Origin of the sequence: Qipengyuania vulgaris, from assembly GCF_009827325.1 — a bacterium.
GTDB lineage: Bacteria > Pseudomonadota > Alphaproteobacteria > Sphingomonadales > Sphingomonadaceae > Qipengyuania > Qipengyuania vulgaris.
In genome coordinates this window covers 1-22,786 of record NZ_WTYC01000005.1, presented here as the reverse complement: position 1 = coordinate 22,786, position 22,786 = coordinate 1, and the positions used below count along the sequence as shown (strand labels likewise).

Below are 22,786 nucleotides of genomic sequence, written 5' to 3'. Positions count from 1 at the left end.
GGCTTGGACTCGTGTACAGATTACCCCTTCGTCCGGATCAGACCTTCGCGGGTGACACGTAGACCCATGAGGAGTGCGAGATCCTTGGGTTCCCAGCGGTCCATCCAGAGCATCCACTGAGAGTGATACGGTTCGGGGATTGCCCGCTTCGTCCGGACACGGCGTTCCTTCCCGTCAGCATCCAGGAAATAGGCCCGGGAGGGCCAATACGCCTGCATCACATAAGTGATGGGTTTCGGCATATTGGTCAGAGGAGCACGCGTCATCCAGACCGGGCGATGGACCTGTCCGCCTTCTACAGGTTGATACGCAGACTGCTCGCGCAGCCTATCAATCACCGGACGGAAAGAGTCGCTGCAGGCGAAGTGCCAATGGGGAAGATACTGCCCGTGGTTCGGGATGAACTCCCCGTGCAGAAAGGCATAAAACCAACCGTCAGTGTCGGCTGCTCCTGCACGATTGAGATCCGTTCGCAGACTCTCGCGCGAGCATCGAGGGACAAGGTTTTGGAGCCCCCCGGCAGGCATCTTCGAACCCGGGCGGACAAGTGTTCCCGTTGCTGGGTTCTCGTCCTCGTCCATCAGCTGCCAGAGCGCACCACAGTTCCTCAATCGCAGGTCACGCATATAGACGCTGGATGCTAAGGTCCTGTAGCCCTCGCCAGCATAACTTGCTCCAAGACGTAACATCAACCCGAGGGCGTGCTGCTGCTCTAAAGCTTCCGGGAACCGTTCCATTGTCCGCTTGAGGCCTTGAGCCCTTCGCAAGTCTTCAGCCTTGCTGTCTTCAAGACTTTCAAATCGAATATCCTCTGTTCCACTCTGGGAGAGCAGATCGATCCGATAGTCATATGGCGGTAGCGGAATATCCGCGATGTTGAGGCCAGCCATCACTTGCCCTCCACAAAAGCCATGATGCTCTTCATCGTGACACGTGTGGACTTTCCGGACTTTACGCGTTGAAGCGTTCCGTCTGCGAGCATCGAAAATAGCTTGCTGCGCTTATACCCCACGAGGCCTTGCGCATCTTTCACGCTAACTAAGAGAGGCGGGTCGTTTAGCAGCCTTGTCAAACGCTTTGAACGGCTGGTCCGCACTGATCTGCGGCTAGTGACTATCTCGATAAAATCTGACTTTTTCTTGGTCATTTGACTTGCTCCAAAAGTCCCGCCGAGCGGAGTTGCCAGCGAGAGGGAGCAACCAGATAATACACATCCAAGTATCTCTCTCGGGTATATTTGCGAAATTTCGCAATTGATCTAATTGGGGATGATGAGAGACATCAGAAACCCGCAGAGCGCGACGACACAGAAGAGGCAGAGGGCGCGTAAGAGTTTGCGGTCTGAAGCTCGTAGAATCGCGAAGACCTACAACGATGCCGATTCTGGCTCACCGCCAACGTCTAAGACGACCGCGATTAGGCAGACTAAAAGAATACCTGAAGCTCCGAGATTTAGGACAGCCAATATCCTCAAACGAGAAATCTACACACTAGCCTGCGACGCTGATGACGGAGGCTCCATCATCACAATGGGACAATGGGTCATTAAGCGAGACGATAAGTGGGGGATCGTCCATCGGCCCCGACAAAACTCAGCTGTCGATTGGGCCGTGCGGTTGGTTCGAGGAGCCTTACTTGGGAAACCGCCCAAGACAGGCTTCAAGAGACCGAAATTCTTGTTCGACGACACGACCATGTCCCGGATGTCCGTTGAGCTCAATTACGCCTTCGAGCATGAGATCCGGCCTCAACTAGTTAATGCCTTTATCGATGAACTCGGAGGATACGAGATTATCTCGGCTAGAGTAGCCGCCGGAGAGTATGATTTTCGCGAGGCAGACTGGATTAGTTCCTATCAGGAGGCTCGGAGATTTATGTATCATCCGAACCCGCTTTTCCCGCCCTTGACCGAAGACGATGACGACGAGTCTGAGAATGGCGACAACGACGAACGATCACGCAAGCAGCTCGTCACCGTCGACGATGAGGATTGGTCCTTTTAGCTAGAGTAAGCGCGGACCGGCTCCGAATATGGATCACCGCACACCACGCCAGTAAACTTCGATTCGGCAGCAATGGTCGGCCGTATTCGGCGGCAGACGCAGCGTGCCGATCGTCATTCCGACATCATCGAACTGGAAGGAGCGTGGATATGTCCACCGCAGAGCAGAGCAACTTGGCCATGGCGAAAGACCCCGCCATCGCAGCTCGCATCGTCAAGAACATCGCCCAGCTTGAGCAGGATTACCGGCTAGCGGACGGCCACCTGAGTGACTGGCTGATGCGCATGATCATGATCTCAATGAAGGCCGCGGCACCCGAGCCGTTCGTGGTCGAGAACACCGCTTGGAGCGCGTATCTGTCCCATCCAGATTGGAAGCCCACCAAACGCATTGGCCGGGGCGACGCATGGCTTGAGATCGTCGAGTTCGCCCGAGACGAGCTTGACCACACCTGGCTTGCCGCAGCCCTCGGTGCAGGCCCGACCGAACTGAACCTCGAACTGATGTTCCGGGACGGTCTTGCCGGATACTTCGCCAAGCTGGAAGGCGATCAAGGACTGACATCGAAGCTCCGCAAGAAGGGGTTCAAGATCGATACCCCGAACAAGCGGGTTTATCTGCCCATCGTCATCAATGCAGACCTGCTGGCCAAGGCACTTCCGACTGATGATTTCCAAGACGCCATGGCACCGGTCAGAGAAGCCACAGAACTCGGCATTGCCGCCAAGCCGGAAATCGACCTGCTGCTCAAGCTGGTGCGAGGATGAGCGCCGTGGCGGAACTCGCTGTGCCACGCGCAGAAGCCATCGCTCGCCTCAATGACCAACTCCGGAAAACCGGAACCGGTGGCTCGATCATGGTGACGAGCGGCGTCCTCGCCATCACAGGCTTCAACTCACCAGAGCTGGCAGAGGCACTTGCAGCCTATGACGCGTTCGATCCTGATAACGACCCGCACGGCGAACGGGACTTCGGTGATCTCAAACTGTGGGGCGAGAATCTATTTTGGAAGCTGGACTACTATTCGTCCGACCTGCGGTATGGATCAGATGACCCCGCCGATCCCGCAAAGACCAAGCGCGTTCTCACCGTTATGCTGACATGCGAATGGTAGGTCAGGGGACGCATCACGTCATGAACGGCGTAGTCTCATTTACGAGGAGTGCCGCACTTAGGTTGACGCCTGTTCGATATCCTCGACTATCAACAACGGATCGAGGTTCAAAGCTCGAGCAAAGTCGACGAACTCGACGATATCTAGGCGACGCTCACCAAGTTCCACCCGAGACACATATTGGCGGTGAATGCCGAGCAGTTCGCCCAAGCGCTCCTGCGTCATACCCAATTCCTTGCGGCGCGACTTCAGCCGATCAAGCACCCAGCGATAGCGATCGTCACGAAGACCCGGCGTTGTTCGTTGTCCGACCATACCCTGCTGTCGGCGAACTTGACCGGCGCACAGAAACTGTGCGAGCGGTTGTTGCATTGTCGGATGTCACGGCAACGAACCGGGGCGGCACATTTATGAACAACATAAGGTTGAGGGCAGGAATCCTAGGGTTCTGCGCCCTTTTAGTTGGTGCCTGCGACCGCATCGTGGATGAGGTCGATAAAGCCGTGAGCGACCAAGGTGCAATCGGGCGTGCCAAGGAGAACGTGGTGCGACAAGAACCTGACCCTGCCGCCGTTCAGTTTCGGGATGTCGTGCAAGTGGGCGATATGGTTTGCGGCGACCTCAATGGCAAAAACTTGGTAGGTGCTTATGTGGGCTTCAGGCCCTTCATCTACCGTGAATTCGACAACGGGTTATTCGCCTCGCAAACGACTGGACTTAACCAGTATGGGATCGAAACGCGTATTGTCGACGGATGCCTCTTTCCCTTGGCAGACCAATGCCATCGCGAATTGGAAGTTTCGACCTGCACCAGTGCACGAATGGAGCGCCACGTCGCCAGTGGTTATCCTATGGATCAGATGGGCTTTTCCCAGGCACCGTATGATGACTTCACCAGCGGTGGCGGAGAACCCCTGCCGGAACCTGCTGAAGCTGAGGAGGCCGAAGTTGTCGATGAAACCCAGTCCGGCGCCCTTGTAGGCTCTCCGATTGCCAGTGCGACCGAGGAGCCTGAGCGTTCAACTGACCAACTGAAGCTCGATTGGAGCAGGTTCGATTTCGAATGCAACAATGCCCTTGACGATGTCCGGCAGGAAGCAGCGTGCGCGGAGCGCGAGGCCACCGAGGCAGAACTCGCCGTCCAAGGGCTATGTAGAGCAGGTGGGCAGTGGAACGATTGCTGACGGGTGCTCTTCGAAGTCTAATAGCGATGGGCCTCGTGCACTGCGAAGCCGGGACCACATCGCACGTCTTTCGAGCCGCATTTGGAGCATCGCAACCTCGCTTCGACAGAAGCCATTTGCCGGGACCAGCCATTCTGGTTGCAGAGCAGGACCAACCGCGTTGGGTTAAGAACTGCGACCCGGTTGCATGTCCGACAATCGACACGCAGGGTGTATCCGTGCCTCCGAAAGTCACCAATATCATCTAGCCGTTTGCTGCTCACGGCTTGCGTCTCAATGACCAGACAAGCGCTGAACACGCTGTAAGAAGGGCCGCGAAGGCAGCTACCATGGGGGCATCCAAAACGATCATGACAAACTCCGAATCAACATCGGGCTTGTTCCACAATTGTTCCAAGCAGGAAAATGATCGTTAGGTGGCTACGCCTTTGACATGCTCATGTGCGCTGCTGCCCTTCTTGTTTTCGCTCACTTAGACTCGATTGCGCGCGCGCAAACGTCACAGGTAGAACGCAGGTTCCTCCCCGACCGGCGAAACCATTGACTGTGGCAACCTTGTGGCAGACCATATAAGTCGAATGGCAAAGGGGTGGGAAACACAGTGCAAGTCTCGGGAGGGATCAACGGCGTCAAACTGCTGGCAATGGCGATCATAGGGCTGTCGATCTCAACGCCCGCCGCCGCTCAGACCTATGTCGGCAAAGCGCAGGCAGTGGATGGTGACAGTCTGGAGATCGGTTCAACCCGCTTCCGGCTTTTCGGGATTGATGCTGTTGAGAAACATCAAACGTGCGACCGCGATGGCCAAGCTTGGTCATGTGGAGCCGACGCATCCAGTGCCCTGGCCGCGTTGGTCGAGCGAGGGAGTGTGAATTGCACCCAGCGCACAGTTGATCAGTATGGACGGGTCGTCGCTACCTGCCTCGTGGGTGGGCACGATCTTGCCGAGCAGATGGTTCGCCAAGGTTATGCAGTGGCTCTCCGGGATTTTTCCTCTGCTTACGTTTCTGCCGAGGACGCGGCGCGCGGCCGAGGAGTGGGCATTTGGTCTTCGGATTTTCAAAAACCGTCTGAGTTTCGCGCAGGGGACTCACGCTCTGTTGAGAAGCGTCAGGCGATGATAGAACAGAAAGCCCGTTCTGATAGGCAACATCAAGCGGAACTCCGGCAGGCCAATAGGGCCGCGGCTCTGAGTGCCGTTCAAGGGTCAGGCGTCTACTATCGAAATTGCGACGAGGCGCGTGCTGCCGGAGCCACGCCGCTTTATCGAGGACAACCAGGTTATGGAGCGCATATGGATGGCGACAACGATGGGGTAGCCTGCGAACCATACCGGGGACGACGGTGAGCACTAAGAAGGTCTCGATTCAGGGCGATCGAACGAAGATCAATTGGTATCAGAGTCTCTAGCTCGAACGTGGTCAGGGCGTCACTCGGCCTCTCATTGATCCACTTCCCTTGTTGTAGTCCTCTGTCACGCGGCGAGAACACGCTGTTCCTCGTCAACATATTGACTGTAAATAGATTTAAATTTGGGTCCGTCGCGCTGCCACTCTTCAAACAAAACAGTGATCATCCGCTCTCCTTCCCGGGCTGGCCTTAGCTTTCGTTGCAATAAGCCGACCAGTCGTTCTTCGTGGGTCGAGACAATTATTTGACGATGTGCGCGAAAACGACGGAGAACGTCGACAAGGCCCAGAAGGTTTAGATTGTCCAAGCTTTGGAGCGGGTCATCTAAAATCGTTACATTGAAATTTACGGTCGGTAGAGCAAGATTCATGGCAAGAAAAAGCGACACTGCATAAGAGTTCAATTGCGAACTACTCAGCAACGGACCTGGCTCATTCGGATCGCTGTCGAAGTCGGGGTCTGATACACCGAGGCTCAATTGCCCCTTCCCATTTTTCAAGGACGCCGCCAATTGCGTAACCCGAAAGGTTGGATGGGGATCAATACGACTGTAAATCCTTTGGAATATAGGTTCGATTTGCTCGACCTGCCTTTGAGTCACTGCGAGTGAGGCTCCACGCAGCCCGTTGATAATGTCGCCAGCCAACTCGTGCGTTTTATCCAAAGATTGAAACGTATTTCTAAGGTCGCTAATTTGCGATGAGACTGACATGCGCTCTTGCGATAGCTCCTCACGGCGCCTTTGTTCGCCCACGCGGAGTACCCTCAACGAAAAGTTTTCTCCTTCGCTTATCAGGCCGTCGAGTTCGGTCATAACCTCCATCGCTTTGTCGCGGCGCTGAGTGAGCTGTTCGACCAAATCTTTCTTAGGATCGATCCCTGCATCCAAGAGTCTGGCATCGAACATCGATCGTCGCGCCTCAGCTTCTCGGACAGCGTCTTCGCGTTGGCGTATCAGGCTGCGTATTTCCTGAAGCTTCTGTGACGCATCCTCTCGCAGCCGAGATATACGCTGCAGGTCGCTGGGCGATGTTGCCTGATGCGCGATATCGTTTGCGTCCGCAATCATCGATTCAAGGTGCCGACGGGTAATTTCGTCGTCGTAGGTTTGGTTACAAACAGGACAGTGTGAGCCAAGCTCATCAAGCGCGAGACGCGCAAGCGCCGCACGTCGCTCCGAACGTTGTGCTATATTAGCAAAACGCTCTCGCTCTGCTGCCGCTTCTCTCGCAGCTAAAGCGAAATCTTTCTCTAATTGTGCTATTTCCGCTTCGAGTTTGGCCTCCTGACCTTGAAGATCACTACCGCCATCTTCTTCGGACTTGTCAGTATTTGAAGATTCTTGAGACTGCTCCAAAAGACTGCTTGCGACGATCGCTTCGCGTTCCGCTTTTGCCCTTTCCGCGCCAAGTTCCTTTAGGAAACGGCTTAGCTGCGAAGAACTTTCCGGGGCGGATGATATCTCAATTGTCTTGGTGCCTAAGAGCGTTACCGACCGCCTATGAAGACTTTCCGCCACACCTCGCGCATCTACACCTTCGACTTGCTCAATGCTGCTTTCCGAAAGCCTAGATAATTGTTCATCTATCTGAGCCAGACGCTTCTCGAGAGGCCCAAGCTCATCACGACGACGCGCAGTATTGGTGCGTGACCATGAATTCCTACTACGCTCCAGCCACTGCTGGACTTCAATCACAATACCTGCCCCAACAACTTCACTAAGAAGCGCGAACCTCTGGGTCGAACTGTCCTCCTCAACGAATTGTCTTACCATGTCCTGCTGAAGGTAAATGCCGCGAGTTAGAACGCTGTCCAACGCACGTTGCCCTTCGCTGCGCTGATCCGAATGTGGCAGAAGTGACTCTCGAAGTTTTTGTTCGGCGAGAGAGCCTTCGAATTCTTCATCACCACATCTGACACGAATGGAGCGCTTCTCTGAACCGACGCTCCGGATTACTTCCAGTTCGCTTTGTCCGTCCCAGAGTAGCAAAGCAACTCGTGCGAAACCTTCGCGTGAATATACGGAGGCTGGCGAAGTTTCTTCACTGAATCGCTCTAGGGTCCCAGTTAAACACCATAAGATAGCGTCGAGAAGTGACGTTTTGCCGACACCATTCGGTCCCTGCAAAACGATTACGTCCGCGTCGAGATTTAGTTCGACATAGTTTGTGAAAGCGCGAAAACCTTCAATCGAAATATGTTTGAGTCTCATTTCGACCGTCCAAACGCATGGAGCCGCTCAAGAGGAGGTTCGCCCGATTGAAAAGCATCCACCACGGTTAAAATTGCATCGGAGTCGACGGCGGGAATGAGCGTTGGGAGAATTTGAAGGACGCCCGCCATGGACGTGGTGCTTTCTATTAGCTTCAACGGCAAAAGTAGGTCCAGCGCCGCCTCGACATCTTTAATCGTTTGCAGATTCTCTCCGGTAGCTACAATTTTTCGGACCCTAGTAGTGTCACGCTCGATTTGATTAACTGCGCTAGAATCCCCTGCGTAAGCAGAGCACAGGAGGACAAGGTATCCATCCCAAGCCTTGGGTGCTGAGCGTGATAAACGCGCCGAGAGTAACTCTACTAGGTCAGCTTGAGCGTCCCGCCATTCATTTTCGAGTTGCGCCCAAGAGTCGAATACGAGGACGGAAACGACACCGAAATCGTCCTCTGCCACAAAGCCCCGCTCACCAGAATGCGCACCTACATCCAAGTCTCGCACAACCAGATAGCCATTCGCAGACAGATGCGAGCTCGCTACAGCGAGAAGCTCTGAAGTTGAAAGCGGATTTGCGGGAAAGCTAGGCGACATTTAGCAGTTCTCCAACTTGCGCTAGCATGTCAGGGGCGTTGGCGGACACGATAAGAGGTCCAGATGGACCGTCTATCAGGCTGTCTACCACTGTGTCTGCAACGATGTCGGAAGGGGGCGAAAAGTCGGTCTCCGCAATTATTCCACCTATCAAAATTACATCAGGCGGTAGAACCTCATCCGCTACTTGGGTGCAAAACTGCCGAACTCTCGGCTCAATCGCAGCGAAACGACGCACACCACCTCCAGACGCCAACATTACATTACCTACGACACGGCCATCGCGAAGGATTTGCCAAGAGCCGTGCGCCGTGGGACGGACCTGCAGCGCGAGTTCTTCCGCAATTTGTGCCAGTCTTGTTAGAGGCTCCGCGACCTGAAGATCATCTAACTCCGAATGTCGTCGATAATGAGTCCCATCGAGCTGGGCGAACGCGCGCATCCGGCCCAAAGCTAAGAGTGAAACAGTGGCAAGCTTATCGACATGATTCAAAAAGCGCTGCTGGTCAATGTCACTGAAATCGTTCTCTTGAAGGTTAGATCGGCCATTTACCCTTAAGGCTTCAAGTTGTTCAGAGACAAGCCTTTCAGACAGCTTGCTGAGAACTTCGCTCCAGCTGCCCTGAATGTATCGCTCGGCGGTAACCCCCAATTGCTTTGCGAGAAAGTTGCTATCCAGTGGGCCGTAATCAGCCTGGAATATCTGCTTACTATCTCCAATAGCTTTTTGAATTGTGGAAACTGACGCCTCAAGGACCGGAGCGGCAGAGCCAAGCCCGGCAAAAAGGATGCGCGGCGCACTCAAGATTTGATTTGCTATGACCTCTTCCCATTGGCCTTTCCAACCCTCGGTCATAGTATCTTCCCGTAAAACCCATGCGCGCGGCGGCGAATCTGCGCTCCCGTGAAGATAGATTAAAGTAGGCGTCATCGGCACGTGGCCGCTATGTTCGGTTACAACGTTGAGAGCTTGGCCTAACTGAATAGCCGCATTTTCGACAGCTCGGTCGAAGTTAAGACTCAAAACGTGGGAAACAGCGCGCTCGACCATCAGCGCCACCAAAAGCTTATAGCCTGAATTGGGACGAGCCGCTCGCATCTCCTTAACTGGGAAGCGTCGGATAAGCTCATCCTGGCCCCCCGTCTTCTCGAAGACGAGAGTCGCAAGCTTCGAAAGGTTGGACGGGTCCACGCATTCTCCTTCCGCGAGGATTCCATCTGCTACTAGTTTTCTACATGTTTCAGATGCCAACGGTCCGGCTAGCGGCATTTCAGTAGGTGCTTCTACCGAACATCCAGCTCCAATAACTACAGCTAGCTGCCCTCCTCCGGGTTCAGCTATTGCGTGAAGCAAATCTGCTGGAATTGTCAAAGGTGAACACCCCTCAAAGATAGCTCAGTTGTTCAGGCTACGGTGCCAATGCAACCAGATCAACACGATTTGCTCGGTATATAATCTCAAGTATTGGTAGGCGAGTCACCGTCAGATTCTGCCGTAATTAAAAGGAGCGTTTTCGAACCAGCTCTGCAGTGCGTTAGATGAAGCTCCAAATATAGGCTGACGCATTTCGATACACTAATTTGTTTCGTGACACACTTTCGATACGAGGAGAGAAGCAATGTCGCGAATATTTGCATATTGCCGCGTCAGCACCATCGAGCAGACGACTGAAAACCAGATTGCCGAAATCGAGGGTGCTGGCTTCCATGTCGAAGCTCGCCGCACATTTTGCGAGACAGTCTCGGGTTCCGTCCCGGCGATGGAGCGGCCTGAGTTCAAGCGTATGGTCGAGCGATTAGACTGGGATGATGTGCTGATCGTCACCAAGCTCGATCGCCTAGGTCGCAATGCCATGGATGTCCGCAGCACGGTAGAACTGCTCGCCGAAGAGAATGTCCGCGTTCATTGCCTGGCACTGGGTGGTGTCGATCTGACGAGCGCTGCGGGGAAGATGACCATGTCCGTCATCAACGCGGTTGCCGAGTTCGAGCGGGATCTATTAATCGAACGCACACAGGCCGGACTCCGGCGCGCTAAGGCTGAAGGAAAGAAGCTGGGCAGACCGCGTGCACTAACCAATGCGCAAGTAGATGAAGTAATTACCATGCGCAAAGCAGGTGGCTCATTGGCAACTGTCGCTGCAAAGATGGGTGTCAGTCGATCTGCCATTCAACGCGCGGAGCAAAGAGAAACGCATTAACCGCTATGCGTCCTCATTTCGGTCATTTGTATTCTTTGCGCTGCCGAAAGCAGACTACCCGATGCTGTGGCCAAACCCCCTCTGCGAAATCGGATTCTGCTTCGCTGGACTTATCCCGACGACATCTGCGACGCGAACGCATTCATTCTTGGGCGATGGATCACTCTTCGGGCATGCCCGGTACGTTTGCAAAGATCGGCAGGGAGGATTTCTAATACTGCCTATTCAAGCGCCCTACAGCCGGGGTTTTGAGGTTACGCTTTCGAGCCAAGTGCTTGTGGCTATGCTTTCACTAACAAGCCACTCTCGAAACCGCCGAACGAGAGGCCTGGCTTGTGATCTTTCTGGGAAGCTGGCGACGAAGCCCCATGAGCTCCAGATCCCGCCATCAAGCCCACACGGAAACTTGATACGACCTGCGGCAATTTCTGTCTCCAGCAGTGCTATTCCGCATAACGCCAATCCCGCGTCCGCGGCGACCGCGTTCAAGGTGTCTATTATCCGGCGAAATCGAATGCCGCGCTCGGGAGCCGTGCGTTGGACGTGATTGTGGGCGATCCACTCAGCCCAAGATATCCGGGCGGGATCATCTTTGTAGAAATCGACGTGCAGGAGTGGGAACCCCTCGAGCCTTGTCGCCGCCGGGAGAGCAGCGGTACGCTCAAGATTGGCCCGAGAACAAATCGGAACCGCGTAGTCGTTGATCAGCACCTCGGTACTCTGGCTTGCGAGAGGGGGGCCATACGCGATTGTGCAATCGCCTTTGCCAAGCCGCATGGGCGCGTCCCCGACACCGTTTAAGCAAATTCGCATGTTTGGAAGCAGCTTTCTGAACTCGCCAAGTCGCGGTTTGAGCCAGAGTTCGGCAAAGTCTGATGGAGCGGCGATGTGCAACTCCTGTCCTCTCTGCAGGTCCAGTTCCCGGGCAGCTTCTTCGAGTTCGGCGAAAGCCAATTTGAGGTGTGGGAGGGCAGCAGCCAGTTCGGCCGAGACTATCAGGCCGCTCCTGCCGCGGCCAAATAGAGATATTCCCAAGTAATCTTCTAATACCTTGACGCGCTGTCCGAGCGCTGCGGGTGTGATCGAAAGAACCTGCGCCGCTTTGGTCATAGAACCCATACGCAGCGCCATCTCTACTGCCTGCAGTGATTTCAGGTGAGTGGGAGATTCCATCGGCAGATACTAAGGGATACCTTTAGTTTTCTCCACAAACTTTAGATTGAGCCAGTTACCGTTCGGAGCGACACTGCACTTTCACATCGGGAGAATGACGGTGAGCAACCTGAAACGCTACCTCGTAGAGCGCGAAATATCGGGCATCGGCGGCATGTCCATTGTCGAGCTTTGCGGAGCAGCGCGCGCATCCAACCAAGCTATCACGAAGCTGGGTCCGAATATCCAGTGGCAACACAGCTACGTCGCCGGAGACAAGACATTCTGCATCTACCTTGCCGATTCTGAGGAAACCATTCGCAGACATGGCGAACTTAGCGGCATCCCGGTCTCTAAGGTCACCGAAGTTTCACAAACCATCGATCCGATCACTGCGAACAATTGAACACCAGCAATGTCTTCTAGGAGAAAAGCAATGCCCGAAGTCAATCCAGAGACACTCGACCAGCTCGTCGGCAAAATGCTCGGTGATCTTGGAGGCGCCTTTAGTGTACCCACGGTTCGCATCGGCTTGCGGCTCGGGCTGTTCTCTTCATTACATACAGACGGTCCGGCAACAGCGGAGGAGTTGGCGAGCCGTCTCGACCTCGCCGAGCGCTACGTGCGCGAATGGGCAATGGCCCAGGCCACTAACGGTTACGTGATGTTCGACGCTGAGAGCGGACGCTTCAGCCTGTCGCCTGAACAAGCCATGATATTCGCCGAGAAGGACAGTCCTCTTTATCTCGAAGGCGCGTTCGAACTGGCAGCCGCCATGATCGAGGGCGAGGCCAAGGTCGAGCACGGGTTTCGGACCGGCGAAGGCGTCGCATGGGGTGACAGCGCGAACTGCCTGTTCTGTGCCGTCGGTGCATTCTTCAGGCCGGGTTACGTCAATGGCATCGTCCAGTCCTGGCTGCCTGCGCTCGAGGGGATGCTTCCTCGTCTCGAAGCCGGGGCGGCAGTCGCCGACGTCGGGTGCGGTGTCGGATTTTCTACCCTGATCATGGCCGAGGCGTTCCCGCGCAGCCACTTCGTGGGCTATGATTTCCACGCGCCCTCGATCGAGCAGGCGAACGCACATGCAAAGGCTCATGGACTAAACGACCGGGTCCGCTTCGAGGCTATTCCGGCCAAGGACATAGCGGAGCGGGACTTCGATCTGATTACCATGTTCGATTGCCTGCACGACATGGGGGATCCACGGGGTTGCGCAAGCCACATGCATGATCTGCTCAAAAGCGACGGGGCCTGGATGCTGGTCGAACCGATCGCTGGCGACCAGCCTGGCGAGAACATCGGCAGTCCGGTGAGCCGGCTATTCTACAATGCTTCAACCATGATTTGTGTACCGACCTCGCTGGCGCAGGATGTGGGCGAGGCACTCGGGGCGCAAGCTGGTCAAGACAAACTCTCTGAAGTCCTTACTGAAGCAGGCTTTTCGAATGTTCGAAGAGCAACGGAGGGACCGTTCAACATGGTTCTGGAAGCGCGACACTAGGCTGACCCTGCATCGTTTACGTTGGCCCCTTGTGGGCTTGAATGATGTTTGGATCATTCAACAGGTGGTCTGGAACCGACCTATCGCCATTATTGCCCAACGCTCTCGAACTGATCGACCGTTCTGCTTCTTCCTACCAGATATTTGAGATGGGCTCGTCGATTTCTGAAAAACGCCGCAACAATCAGGAAAGGAATGAAGCTTTCAGAGAAGTCCGGAGGCCCCCCGGTTTTGAACGGTGGGTCGAGTGGAAGGCCTCCGGGTGTGTCTCGGAAAGACACCTTTTTTCAAGTAACCGAAAGATTGATGGTTCCCGGCAATGCCAAAGCTGATGTAGGCCACCCCTTCATCGCTAACCGAGTTCAAGAGCGACTATAATGCTGCTATTCGATCGCGGGCATCTCCGGACCTTCTTGACCAGGCGAATGGCGGAATGGCCGTTCGAGAGCTTTTTCGATTGCGCCCTGCAGACTAGAAATGGCGAAAGGCTTGTCGACAATAAGTGCGTCCGGAAGCACCTCGCGAATCTCAGGGCCGCTAGCAGATACGAAGACAACCGGTATCGTCTTGTGAGCACATATCCTCAAGACTGCTTCGGTTCCGGTTCCGCCGACTATCCTGTGATCGGCGACGATGAGGTCCGGACATCGTCTTTCTGCTGCGCTTATGGCCTCTTCGACGCTCGTCGCGATTTCGCAGAACGAGTATCCTAATTCTCCGAGTGCTCCTTCGATCGAAAAGGCGATCACCAGTTCATCTTCGATGATGAGTGCAAGCGACATAATACTGCAGTTTTACCTTGAAAGAGAAGCCTGCCGCATGCGGTTGTGGCAGGCTTCCAGCGCTTTGTGACCCAGCGTTAAAGCGCTTAACGAAAAAAGCTGTCAGCCGTTCCCAGGCCAGAAAAGGGCGCGGGTCGCCACGAGCAAATGTCCAATCAAGTTCAAAGCTGGAAGTGAGTTGCGGCTCATGAGGTCTTTGGAGATTTGACTCTGCTTCCGGCTAGTCCTTAAATCAAACGAAGATGGCGGGAGTTTTGATCGGTGCAATTCAGACTTCTCACCACTGCGTTCTGGTTCCTCGTTATCGCGGGATACCCGGCACAAGCGCAGTCTGTTGCTCCCGGTAGCGCCGAAGAGAGGGACGCTCTTTCCAGTTTCGATGAGTATCTTGCAGCCTTCCGCAATGAGCAAGGTATTCCGGCAGTCTCTGTTGCCATCCTGCGCGACGGGAAGGTGATCTGGGAGGAGGCCTATGGCTGGTCCGACGACGAAGGCGAGACACCCAGCTCTCTGGATACGACCTTCTCGATTGCCTCTGTAACCAAGCCAATCGTGGCGACCGCTTTGATCGCCGAAGCTGAACGCGAGGGATTGGACTTCGACATTTCGATGAGCGCGGACGCGGGCTGGGCGGGAACGTGCGAATGGCTGTCGCGAAGCGAAATCCTGTTCGGGAGCGGCGGCGCAGAAGCCGATGGTACGTTGATCCCCGCAATGAACTGCGAACGCGATGTAACCCTGCGCGACATGCTCAGCATGCGCGCCAATGGCGACGGAAGTACTTTCGTTTACAACCCGATCAGCTTCGCCCGCATTGATCGCGTGATAACCGGCGCGGGAGGAAGAGACCTTCGCCGTATTGTTCGCGAACAGGTGATGGATCGGGCAGATATTCGGAACATTGCGCTGGGTTGGCGCGATCCTGATGGGGGTTCGGCGTTACGGCTTCTCGCCCTCCCGTTCATGGTCAAGGATGGCCAGCGGGTCAGGACAGCGATATCAGACGATGACTTTCGCGCTTCCGCTGGCATCAAGGGCAGTGTGCGCCACCTTGCGCAGTTCGACCAGGCCCTAGCCAGCGGCACGCTGCTGTCGCCCGCCTGGCAAGAAAGAATATTCAAGAAGCCTCTGGAGAATGATGCAGGCGACTACCGGTGGGGATGGTTTGTTCAGGACTGGCAAGGACACAGGCTCGCTTGGCACTCGGGCTGGGATCCGGACCGATATTCCGCGATGTATCTCAAAGTGCCAGAGGAAAGGCTCACTCTGATTGTTCTGGCGAACACCGATGCAGTGTGGTGGCACAACAGCCTTGTTCGCGCCGAGATCGAGCAGAGCCCGATTGCAGCCAAGTTTTTGGCAGAGTTTCTTCGATGAGCATCGGTTCGTCGTAAGGAAACGGCTGCAGTTTATGAGGTTTCGTCCGTGGCCCGTGCGGTGGTGTCCGCCTGAACAAACGGACCAACTGATAGCGAACAAGTCTGCCATTTGCATTCCAAACGAAAAGCCGACTACAAAGTAGCCGGGTGACTCGCGGACCGCAGACGTGAGACATGTTCTCGGGCGTTACTGTCCGGCCCTCGGTCGTAGGGCGGTATAGCATCAAGGCGTTGTAAGAATTACCGCTGTGCCGCCCGATCGGGCAGCTGCCCCCCTCAATCCCGAAGGAACGAAACGAATGAATGGCCTTTCTCATCAGGTGCGCTGAAATGGCGTGCAGCCGGAAGGCCGATGTTCAGACCCCCCGTCACATCTGTCTTCCGGCTATACTTTTCCGGCACCGCACTGCGGTATCAATTGGTTGCATGGTTGCATCCGGTGGTCCTCAGCATACATGACCAGAGTGCGGCGGCCGCAACCTCCCGAAGAACTCGACCCTCTTTGACCCGCGGCCGTCGCATACCCAATTAACAAGACCAAGATCGTGCGAGATTCTTCGGAGTTCTAGGCCGATTGGACAATCTGCGCGGCCAGGCTCGCATCGCCTGCGACGAACTCGCACTCGGAGAGGTCCGGGTCGTAAATGCTTTCCCAGTTACCCGTAGAAAGCCTTTCAAAAATCTCGCTGAAATTCTGTGACAGCATAACGACCGGATTGGCCGAGCAATTGCGGTAGACGAACAATGCGGCTCCAGATGGCTCCTTAAGGGCGCGATACGTATCGCTATAACTTCGCTTTAGCTTTTCGAAAACGGGTCTCGGCATCTCCTTCTGGCGGCATATCATGGTCTTGCTCCCGAAATTGCACCGCTGCTTTTGCAGTTCTGAATCGATGCTCCGGATTTTCTGGAACGAGGACCTTAGTATGTCGTAAATAGATCGCTCGGAAAAATTAATCATCAACTACCGAGCGTTAGGTCCGAGCATGGAGACGGCACGTTATGGAAAGGGATGATCGCGAGGTTCGGCATGATCTTGAGAACGCTGAGCAGGAGAAACTAGCTCTGCAGAAATTGGCCATACGCGCCGCGGATCAGATCGATGATCTTGCCGAGGCAGATTGCTCCGAACCCGCCATCGCCAAGGCAAAAGCTCAAGCGGACCGATTGAGAAAAGCCGTAGAGCACTCGAGTTCCTGAACGGCTAAATCATCTGCTTATGGTTGAGGCCCGTCCGGCAGAGCGTCTGCGACTCGTCTCTAGGTCGAAAAAAGTGTATGCGAGTCGAAGACGTTGCCCCGCACTCTAGGAGGGTTCGTGATGACCTGGATCGCCTTGGCGGCTATTCTTGCAGCATTAGTTTTCTCGTTCGCCTTGAGCGAGCTACTGGTCGCGTGGAAAGGAAGAGCCGACTGGAGATCTAGTAACGGCCGCCGCAAAAATGAGGCAACTAGAACTCATCGAGTTACGCAACAAAAAGGTGAAGCAACCCAAAGGTTGCCGCCACAAGAGTGACCGCAAACCAGAGCGGATTATCGCCCGCGTGCCGCGGTTGGTACTCCCTATCGTCCTCTTGCTCATCTCGCATGTGGACTACCTTTTGCCAGACCTATCGAGGAAACAACGGGCTTGATCAAAACTGTTCCATTCAGAGACAGTTTGTTCGGCAGAGTGGCAAATTCGCCATACCGGGATGACGGTTCCAATGGTGATGGCCATGCCGCCGAACCAATGGAATGTTGCTCTCTATCTCTGTTTTGTTGGCTACTGCTGAGCCAGGTCGCGTCCCACCTTCCGCAGCTTCTGAGACGCGATGTCGAGCACTTGCAGCTTGTCGAGATAACTCGCGATAATCACTGGATCCTCACTCATCGTGTCGGCCAATGCGTCAAGCATATCGGCAATTCCTTCGAGTTCGTCACGAGTGGCTGGACTGGAGGGCAGAGCGCTGGCTTCTGCGCGGGCGTTTGCAGCAATGTTGGCAGTAGGGGGTCCACCTTCAAAGCGGGGTTTGATTGTCTCGAAGGCAATATCAACCATCAACTGCGATCGCGCCTTGTTTGGTAGCCAATCAACAACATTGACGGGCCTCTCAAAATGCACCCCCGCCTGATTGCCTACGCGGCGAACTATGGCGCCGGTCGCGCTTAATTCGCCCTTGCGCAGCTTCACCCGCTCCCCAAGGGGCGGCAAGGTGTCCGCCTCAATCCGCGCTCCGAAATCAGACATATCCCGTATGCGAACAGTGCCCGACATCGACGCGCAAGAAAGGTTTACGATGATAAACAACCGTGTCCGCTCATGTGAGCGCTGTGACGCTATATGCGCAGGTTGCTGATCGCTACTCACAGCATGCCCTTATTTCAACGCGCGGCGCCCGCGAGTGCCAACTCAGGGGACTCCAGTCCTTGATTGCGGCCGCCATATTTGAGGAACTTCAAGCGGCAGGCTGTCTCAGCGGGGCTGAACAGATATCCCTGACCGTAGTAACAGCCCATCTCTAACAAGAGATCTCGTTGCTCTTCCGTCTCCACGCCTTCAGCAATAACCTCGATACCAAGATTCTTTGCCATCCCGATCAGGGCCTGCACAATCAGTTTTGTCTGATGGTCGCAGCTCATTTTCTGAACAAAGCTGCCATCGATCTTCACCTTGTCGATCGGAAAATCGCGGAGGTGGGAAAGGGAAGAGAAGCCGGTTCCGAAGTCGTCCAGCGCGATTTGCATACCTGCTCGGCGAAGATTCTCCAGGACTTTTTGTACCGCTGCGCTGTCGTTCACCAGCAGCATCGTCTCAGTAATCTCAAGAGTAACGTTTTGCGGAGGTATGCAGTGAGACTGCAAGGCGCCTAACAGGCGGTCCGAGAACTCTCGGCTCAGCAAGTCTGCTTCGGTAGCATTGATGCTGATGAACTGGACCCCGGGCTGTCCGGCCCAGATTTGAGGAAAATCTCCGCAGACAAGATCAACCATACGTTCGCTAATGTCGCGCGACAGCACGGGATCGAGTAGCGCGGGCAACACCTGCGTGGCTGTAAGCTTGGCCCCCGAACGGGTGTTCAGTCGCATCAGGGCTTCCAGGCCCTCAAGGGCATTGGTGGAAAGATGGACAATGGGTTGGTAGCCCACGTAAATACGATCTTCGTCTAGCGCAGTCCGTACCTGGCTGATTGCATCCTGCCTTAACCGGTTCGCGCGTTCGAGCTTTTCATTATAGTCATGAATGCGGCCGGGCTCGCGAGACTTACCATGATAGAGGGCGAGGTCGGCCCGCCGCATCAATTCACGAACGTTGAGATCTTCGGCGCTCTGCGCAAGTCCGCAGGTCGCACTTACGCCCACCTGTCGGCCGGAAATTTCAACCTGATCTGCGACTGCCGCAATCATCGCCTTGCCGAGGTTTCTTGCTTCTTTGAGAGTGGTGCCTAGCGGAGTAATGATGGCGAACTCGTCGCCTCCCCAGCGGGCGGCAATCGCGCCAGTCGGGACGGCTTTCGAGATACGCGAGCTAATCTCCTCAAGCACAACATCGCCTACCAAATGGCCAAAGCAGTCATTAATGTCCTTGAAGCCATCCAGATCGAGCATCAGCACAAAGAAATCCTGCTGAGATTTGCGGTAGAGTTTAATTCTCTCACCGAGGATCCGGTCGAAGGCGTTTCGGTTGTGAAGGCCGGTCAATGCATCGTAATCAGCCGCACGCTGGAGCGCCATGCGCGCATGCTGCGCTTCGGTTATGTCCTGAATGATCCCAACAACGCGCGGCCCTTGGTTATCATTTCCTGCCAGATATTCGCCCGTCGTCTTGGCGCGCTTTATTTGTCCGTCGGGGGTGAGAATGTCAGCTTCGATGCTAGCGGTCCCTTTGCTCGCAAGTATTGCTTCAAGGGCTTCCTTAACTAGGGCTCGATCGTCGGGGGCGTATCGATCAAAGGCCGCCTCGATCTCCCGTGAATCACTCTTGGCAATTCCGAGTATCGACAAGGCTTCATCGGAATGCTCCAAGATGCCTGTCTCGATGTCTAGCTCCCACGAGCCGATCTTGGCTGTTTTCTCTGCCTGTTTGAAGATTCGGTTTGATTTCTCGAGTCGGTCCGACCGTTCGACAAGGCTTCCGCTCAGTTCGGCTGCCTCTAAGCGCTGGCGATGCGCCTCGATTAGGTCCTCTACAGTTTTCCCCAGATTGGCCAGTAGGGAATGCTGCTTCCCATCGAAAAGGCCCGGGCGCGGATCAGCCACGCAGAGCGCTCCGATGATAGTTCCATCAAAGTTAGAGATGGGCTGACCCAAGTATGCACGTACACCCCCGTCTGCGGCGACAAGGGGGTTTGCGTTAAAACGTTCATCATTCCGCGCATCGGAGACAAGCAAGCGCTCTCCGGTCTGCACGACGTGGGCGCATAAAGAGAGGTTGCGCGGAGTCTGATGTACGTCGAGACCCTTGCGGGACAAAAACCACTGCCGGTCCTCATCCACGAGCGTAATTAGAGCGACAGTACAGCCGAACAACTGAGCGCAATGCTCGGTTATTCTGTCGAAGCAATCCTGCCGCGGCGTATCGAGCAAGCGCAAAGCATGGAGCGCAGCAAGGCGCGCGGTCTCACTCTCTAAAATCGTCGACACGGGTGCGACCCCTCCATTGGCATTAAACCAAATAAAGACCGCATACTTAATTCGCGGTTAACTTCGGGCGGCCCCGTGATCCGTGGCCCGATTTTCCGGTACATTTTATGGAGAGGGCCTGGGTCAGGTTTGTCTAGTTGCCCGGACAGAGGTCCGCTTCTTGGGATGTCTATGGGGAGAGCGGACCTTCCACTACCGACCCTTTGGCGACGTGGAACCTAGCCTCCAGACCGGCCATATTGTCCACACTAATCCGTGACAGACCATTGCCGAATTTATGGCTGAGGTGGTGTTAGCCGTACTGACCTAGTGATAACTAGCTGAAAAATATAGCTGATTTGGCTCCCTCCCTCTCCGCCACCGGCCTTTTCGAGGCCGTCCAGACGTCACCAAAGTCGCCCAAAAACCTTTACAATTCGGCTATTTCCGTCTCCTATGTTGTCCATGCCAATTTACCCCTAGCCGAGGGCATGCGGGGGTAGATTGGGGGTAACGTGAGTGCGGATTGGGGGTATCGGATGCTGACGGATAAGGCTGCGCGCGCGGCAGCGGCGAGGGACAAGGCCTACAAGCTCACCGATAGCCGCGGACTTCACCTGCACATATCAGGCAAGGGGCACATAAGCTGGCGCTATAAATATCGGTTCGAAAAGAAGGAGCGCTTGCTCACTTTGGGCACATATCCTGAGGTCTCTCTCGCCGAAGCACGTGAAAAACGTGACGAGGCGAAGAAGATACTTCGCGAAGGACGGGACCCTCGGCATGCTGTGAAACGCGGGCGTCTCGTCGGGGACGAGGGGGTGTCAAAGTCCTTCGAAGTGGTGGCCCGCGAATGGCACGCGCTTCAATTGGGACGCTGGAAGCCTGTGCACGCTAACGACGTCATCACCAGCCTCGAGCGTGACATCTTTCCCGATCTTGGCTCCATGCCGTTGGCCGATATCGACAAGCCGCTGCTCCTGGCCGTCCTGCGCAAGGTTGAAAATCGTGGTGCCATCGAGACGGCAAGGCGACTCAAACAGCGTGTTGCCGCAGTCTATCGCTATGCAAATGCCGAGGGCGCGAAGCTCGAGAACCCCGCCACCGCAATCAATGATGCGTTGAGACCACTGCCTCCCGCAAAGCGCTATCCGGCCTTGCTGTCTGTCGAAGCGATACGAGGATTCATGACAGATATCGATCGGGCCGGGGCTTCACCGGTTAATCGCTTGGCAGCCAGGATACTCGCACTTACGGCGCAACGTCCCGGCATGGTGCGCTTCATGGAATGGAATGACATCACTGGTATCGACTGGGCTGATCCCGAAGCCGATAGCAGCGATGCATTGTGGACGGTTCCTGCGGAAAAGATCAAGCAGGAGCTCCACCTGCGCAGTGATGAAGCCTTCAGCCATCCGATCCCGCTTTCCAAGCAGGCCGTCGACGCTCTACGCGCTGTGCGCTGGCTCACGGGACGCTCGTCATTTGCTTTTCCTGGCGCGCGTTCAGGCACCAAGCCAATCAGCGAGAATGCCATCGGCTATCTGTACAATCGCGAAGGCTACAAGGGTCGACACGTGCCACATGGCTGGCGCTCCAGTTTCTCGACCATCATGAACGAACAGGCTGAGCGGGAACTAGGCAACGATGTGCGGCTCTTGGCCGATCGCATGATCATCGATCTGATGCTCGCGCACACCCCCAAGGGAATGAGTGCAAGCGAACTGCGGTATAATCGCGCTGCGTACAAACCGCGCCGCCGCGAACTCGCCCAACGCTGGGCTGACATGATTATGGAAGGAGCGATACCGCCCGAAGAGGTCGTCGATAGCCCCAGACGCAAGCGACGCTAGCCTTCGCCGCGCTTTGTCGCCTGTTCAGCGATCCAGGCAAGCACTTCGGATTTCGCCCAGCGAGAACTGGCTCCAATTTTTACGCGCTCGGGGAATTGTCCCTTCTTCTCATCCTCGTAGATTGAGGACCGGCTACGACCGACAAGCGTGCTGACTTCTTTTACCGTGAGAAATTCGGGACCGACCCCGGGCGGGGTGGACATCTCATGCTGATGCCCATCCACTACCCCGTCGGCTTGGCCGAACCCACACTGTGCGCTCCGTCTGGCAACAGACCTTGTCGCGCGCAATTGCGGGTCGACGATTTCCTCGACCTGCCGGTTGGACAGCGGTCCGAGTGGCTTGAGGCTTGCGAGCCAACCATCGAACTGCTGACCATCGACGAAGATGCGATGGGTTGGTTCGGCACCTTCGTCAGCCCATTGTTCTAGATTCAACACACCGGTTGCGAAGCGCGGCAACGGATCGTCGAGTTCCCAAAACTCAGATGCGATAGTGGTAACCTCACCGCCGCCCAGTGGGCGTGCAAAACTGGTAAGGCGGCCGTTCGCAAACATGCGAGACAGATGCTCGGCCTCGAGCCGGACGAGATCGCGCGCCGCGTCGTTCTCACCTTCATCCACAGGAGCAGAGAAGATATCGGGTAATTCGTAGGACTGGAACCCCTGACGAGAAACGACAAGGTCGGCAAACGCCGAAGTGAGCGTTTTTCGCCCCGCCGACACCATCGAAGTGCGCCCCACATAGGGAGACCAAGGAGAAATCGAGTTGGTCATCGAGGAATAGTTAGCAGCCTGCGAA

Annotated in this window: 21 protein-coding genes; 10 read left to right on the top strand and 11 right to left on the bottom strand. The window is 55.4% G+C overall.

The window, feature by feature from the left end; genetic code table 11:
* Nucleotides 1–20: 20 nt before the first annotated feature.
* Nucleotides 21–890 (bottom strand): hypothetical protein, encoded by an 870-nt coding sequence (locus tag GRI69_RS10280; protein ID WP_160728207.1) that lies wholly within the window; start codon nucleotides 888–890, stop codon nucleotides 21–23.
* A gap of 786 nt (nucleotides 891–1,676) precedes the next feature.
* Here GRI69_RS10280 and GRI69_RS10275 point away from each other — a divergent pair.
* The 3 genes from GRI69_RS10275 (at nucleotide 1,677) to GRI69_RS10265 (ending at nucleotide 3,117) form a co-directional block, all read left to right on the top strand.
* Entirely contained in the window at nucleotides 1,677–2,003 is a 327-nt protein-coding gene (locus GRI69_RS10275) for a hypothetical protein (protein ID WP_160728206.1), read from the top strand.
* Nucleotides 2,004–2,152: 149 nt separating this feature from the next.
* Nucleotides 2,153–2,770: a hypothetical protein gene (locus tag GRI69_RS10270; protein WP_160728205.1), complete on the top strand. Its 618-nt coding sequence runs from the start codon at nucleotides 2,153–2,155 to the stop codon at nucleotides 2,768–2,770.
* Between the two features lie 5 nt (nucleotides 2,771–2,775).
* Nucleotides 2,776–3,117, top strand: a complete 342-nt coding sequence (locus GRI69_RS10265) for a DUF3768 domain-containing protein (protein ID WP_337191059.1) — start codon at nucleotides 2,776–2,778, stop codon at nucleotides 3,115–3,117.
* Nucleotides 3,118–3,174: 57 nt separating this feature from the next.
* Here GRI69_RS10265 and GRI69_RS10260 read toward each other — a convergent pair whose 3' ends face one another.
* Complete coding sequence (locus tag GRI69_RS10260; RefSeq protein ID WP_160728203.1) at nucleotides 3,175–3,489, bottom strand: helix-turn-helix domain-containing protein; 315 nt, start codon at nucleotides 3,487–3,489, stop codon at nucleotides 3,175–3,177.
* A 110-nt stretch (nucleotides 3,490–3,599) separates the two neighbouring features.
* Between GRI69_RS10260 and GRI69_RS10255 the strand changes: the two genes are divergently transcribed.
* Together GRI69_RS10255 and GRI69_RS10250 are read left to right on the top strand one after the other, a co-directional pair.
* On the top strand, nucleotides 3,600–4,301 hold the full coding sequence (locus tag GRI69_RS10255) for a hypothetical protein (protein WP_237453056.1): 702 nt from the start codon (nucleotides 3,600–3,602) through the stop codon (nucleotides 4,299–4,301).
* A 601-nt stretch (nucleotides 4,302–4,902) separates the two neighbouring features.
* Nucleotides 4,903–5,649 (top strand): thermonuclease family protein, encoded by a 747-nt coding sequence (locus GRI69_RS10250; protein ID WP_337191058.1) that lies wholly within the window; start codon nucleotides 4,903–4,905, stop codon nucleotides 5,647–5,649.
* A gap of 126 nt (nucleotides 5,650–5,775) precedes the next feature.
* Here the strand turns inward: GRI69_RS10250 and GRI69_RS10245 are convergent, their stop codons facing one another.
* The 3 genes from GRI69_RS10245 to GRI69_RS10235 are packed head-to-tail and all read right to left on the bottom strand — an operon-like array spanning nucleotide 5,776 to nucleotide 9,708.
* On the bottom strand, nucleotides 5,776–7,923 hold the full coding sequence (locus GRI69_RS10245; RefSeq protein ID WP_160728200.1) for an AAA family ATPase: 2,148 nt from the start codon (nucleotides 7,921–7,923) through the stop codon (nucleotides 5,776–5,778).
* The gene (locus tag GRI69_RS10240; protein ID WP_160728199.1) at nucleotides 7,920–8,516 is read right to left on the bottom strand and encodes a hypothetical protein; all 597 of its coding nucleotides are present in this window, start codon (nucleotides 8,514–8,516) and stop codon (nucleotides 7,920–7,922) included. The genes GRI69_RS10245 and GRI69_RS10240 overlap by 4 nt, the downstream gene beginning before the upstream one ends.
* Nucleotides 8,506–9,708 carry an SIR2 family protein gene (locus GRI69_RS10235; RefSeq protein WP_160728198.1) on the bottom strand — a complete coding sequence of 401 codons (1,203 nt, stop codon included), beginning with the start codon at nucleotides 9,706–9,708 and terminating at the stop codon, nucleotides 8,506–8,508. Before GRI69_RS10235 ends, GRI69_RS10240 begins: the two co-directional genes overlap by 11 nt.
* A gap of 427 nt (nucleotides 9,709–10,135) precedes the next feature.
* Between GRI69_RS10235 and GRI69_RS10230 the strand changes: the two genes are divergently transcribed.
* Nucleotides 10,136–10,717 carry a recombinase family protein gene (locus GRI69_RS10230; protein ID WP_160728197.1) on the top strand — a complete coding sequence of 194 codons (582 nt, stop codon included), beginning with the start codon at nucleotides 10,136–10,138 and terminating at the stop codon, nucleotides 10,715–10,717.
* A gap of 234 nt (nucleotides 10,718–10,951) precedes the next feature.
* Here GRI69_RS10230 and GRI69_RS10225 read toward each other — a convergent pair whose 3' ends face one another.
* Nucleotides 10,952–11,890 carry a LysR substrate-binding domain-containing protein gene (locus tag GRI69_RS10225; RefSeq protein ID WP_160728196.1) on the bottom strand — a complete coding sequence of 313 codons (939 nt, stop codon included), beginning with the start codon at nucleotides 11,888–11,890 and terminating at the stop codon, nucleotides 10,952–10,954.
* A gap of 100 nt (nucleotides 11,891–11,990) precedes the next feature.
* On the opposite strand from GRI69_RS10225, the gene GRI69_RS10220 reads away from it, so the two are divergent.
* Both GRI69_RS10220 and GRI69_RS10215 read left to right on the top strand, forming a co-directional pair.
* On the top strand, nucleotides 11,991–12,275 hold the full coding sequence (locus GRI69_RS10220) for a nickel-binding protein (protein WP_160728195.1): 285 nt from the start codon (nucleotides 11,991–11,993) through the stop codon (nucleotides 12,273–12,275).
* Nucleotides 12,276–12,305: 30 nt separating this feature from the next.
* The gene (locus GRI69_RS10215) at nucleotides 12,306–13,370 is read left to right on the top strand and encodes a class I SAM-dependent methyltransferase (protein WP_160728194.1); all 1,065 of its coding nucleotides are present in this window, start codon (nucleotides 12,306–12,308) and stop codon (nucleotides 13,368–13,370) included.
* Nucleotides 13,371–13,753: 383 nt separating this feature from the next.
* Here GRI69_RS10215 and GRI69_RS10210 read toward each other — a convergent pair whose 3' ends face one another.
* Nucleotides 13,754–14,152: a response regulator gene (locus tag GRI69_RS10210; RefSeq protein ID WP_160728193.1), complete on the bottom strand. Its 399-nt coding sequence runs from the start codon at nucleotides 14,150–14,152 to the stop codon at nucleotides 13,754–13,756.
* Between the two features lie 261 nt (nucleotides 14,153–14,413).
* Here GRI69_RS10210 and GRI69_RS10205 point away from each other — a divergent pair, with 261 nt between their 5' ends.
* Nucleotides 14,414–15,529, top strand: coding sequence for a serine hydrolase (locus tag GRI69_RS10205; protein WP_160728192.1), 1,116 nt, complete (start codon nucleotides 14,414–14,416; stop codon nucleotides 15,527–15,529).
* Nucleotides 15,530–16,096: 567 nt separating this feature from the next.
* Here the strand turns inward: GRI69_RS10205 and GRI69_RS16115 are convergent.
* The 3 genes from GRI69_RS16115 to GRI69_RS10190 form a co-directional block, all read right to left on the bottom strand.
* Nucleotides 16,097–16,378 carry a hypothetical protein gene (locus GRI69_RS16115; RefSeq protein ID WP_237453055.1) on the bottom strand — a complete coding sequence of 94 codons (282 nt, stop codon included), beginning with the start codon at nucleotides 16,376–16,378 and terminating at the stop codon, nucleotides 16,097–16,099.
* Nucleotides 16,379–17,295: 917 nt separating this feature from the next.
* Complete coding sequence (locus tag GRI69_RS10195) at nucleotides 17,296–17,880, bottom strand: PilZ domain-containing protein (RefSeq protein ID WP_337191057.1); 585 nt, start codon at nucleotides 17,878–17,880, stop codon at nucleotides 17,296–17,298.
* Between the two features lie 14 nt (nucleotides 17,881–17,894).
* Nucleotides 17,895–20,153 carry an EAL domain-containing protein gene (locus GRI69_RS10190; RefSeq protein WP_160728189.1) on the bottom strand — a complete coding sequence of 753 codons (2,259 nt, stop codon included), beginning with the start codon at nucleotides 20,151–20,153 and terminating at the stop codon, nucleotides 17,895–17,897.
* 518 nt (nucleotides 20,154–20,671) lie between these two features.
* Between GRI69_RS10190 and GRI69_RS10185 the strand changes: the two genes are divergently transcribed.
* Nucleotides 20,672–21,985 (top strand): tyrosine-type recombinase/integrase, encoded by a 1,314-nt coding sequence (locus tag GRI69_RS10185; RefSeq protein ID WP_160728188.1) that lies wholly within the window; start codon nucleotides 20,672–20,674, stop codon nucleotides 21,983–21,985.
* Here the strand turns inward: GRI69_RS10185 and GRI69_RS15765 are convergent.
* Nucleotides 21,982–22,786: helix-turn-helix transcriptional regulator (locus tag GRI69_RS15765; RefSeq protein WP_237453054.1), on the bottom strand; the 805-nt coding region annotated here is incomplete at its 5' end. The two genes, GRI69_RS10185 and GRI69_RS15765, sit on opposite strands and share 4 nt — an antisense overlap.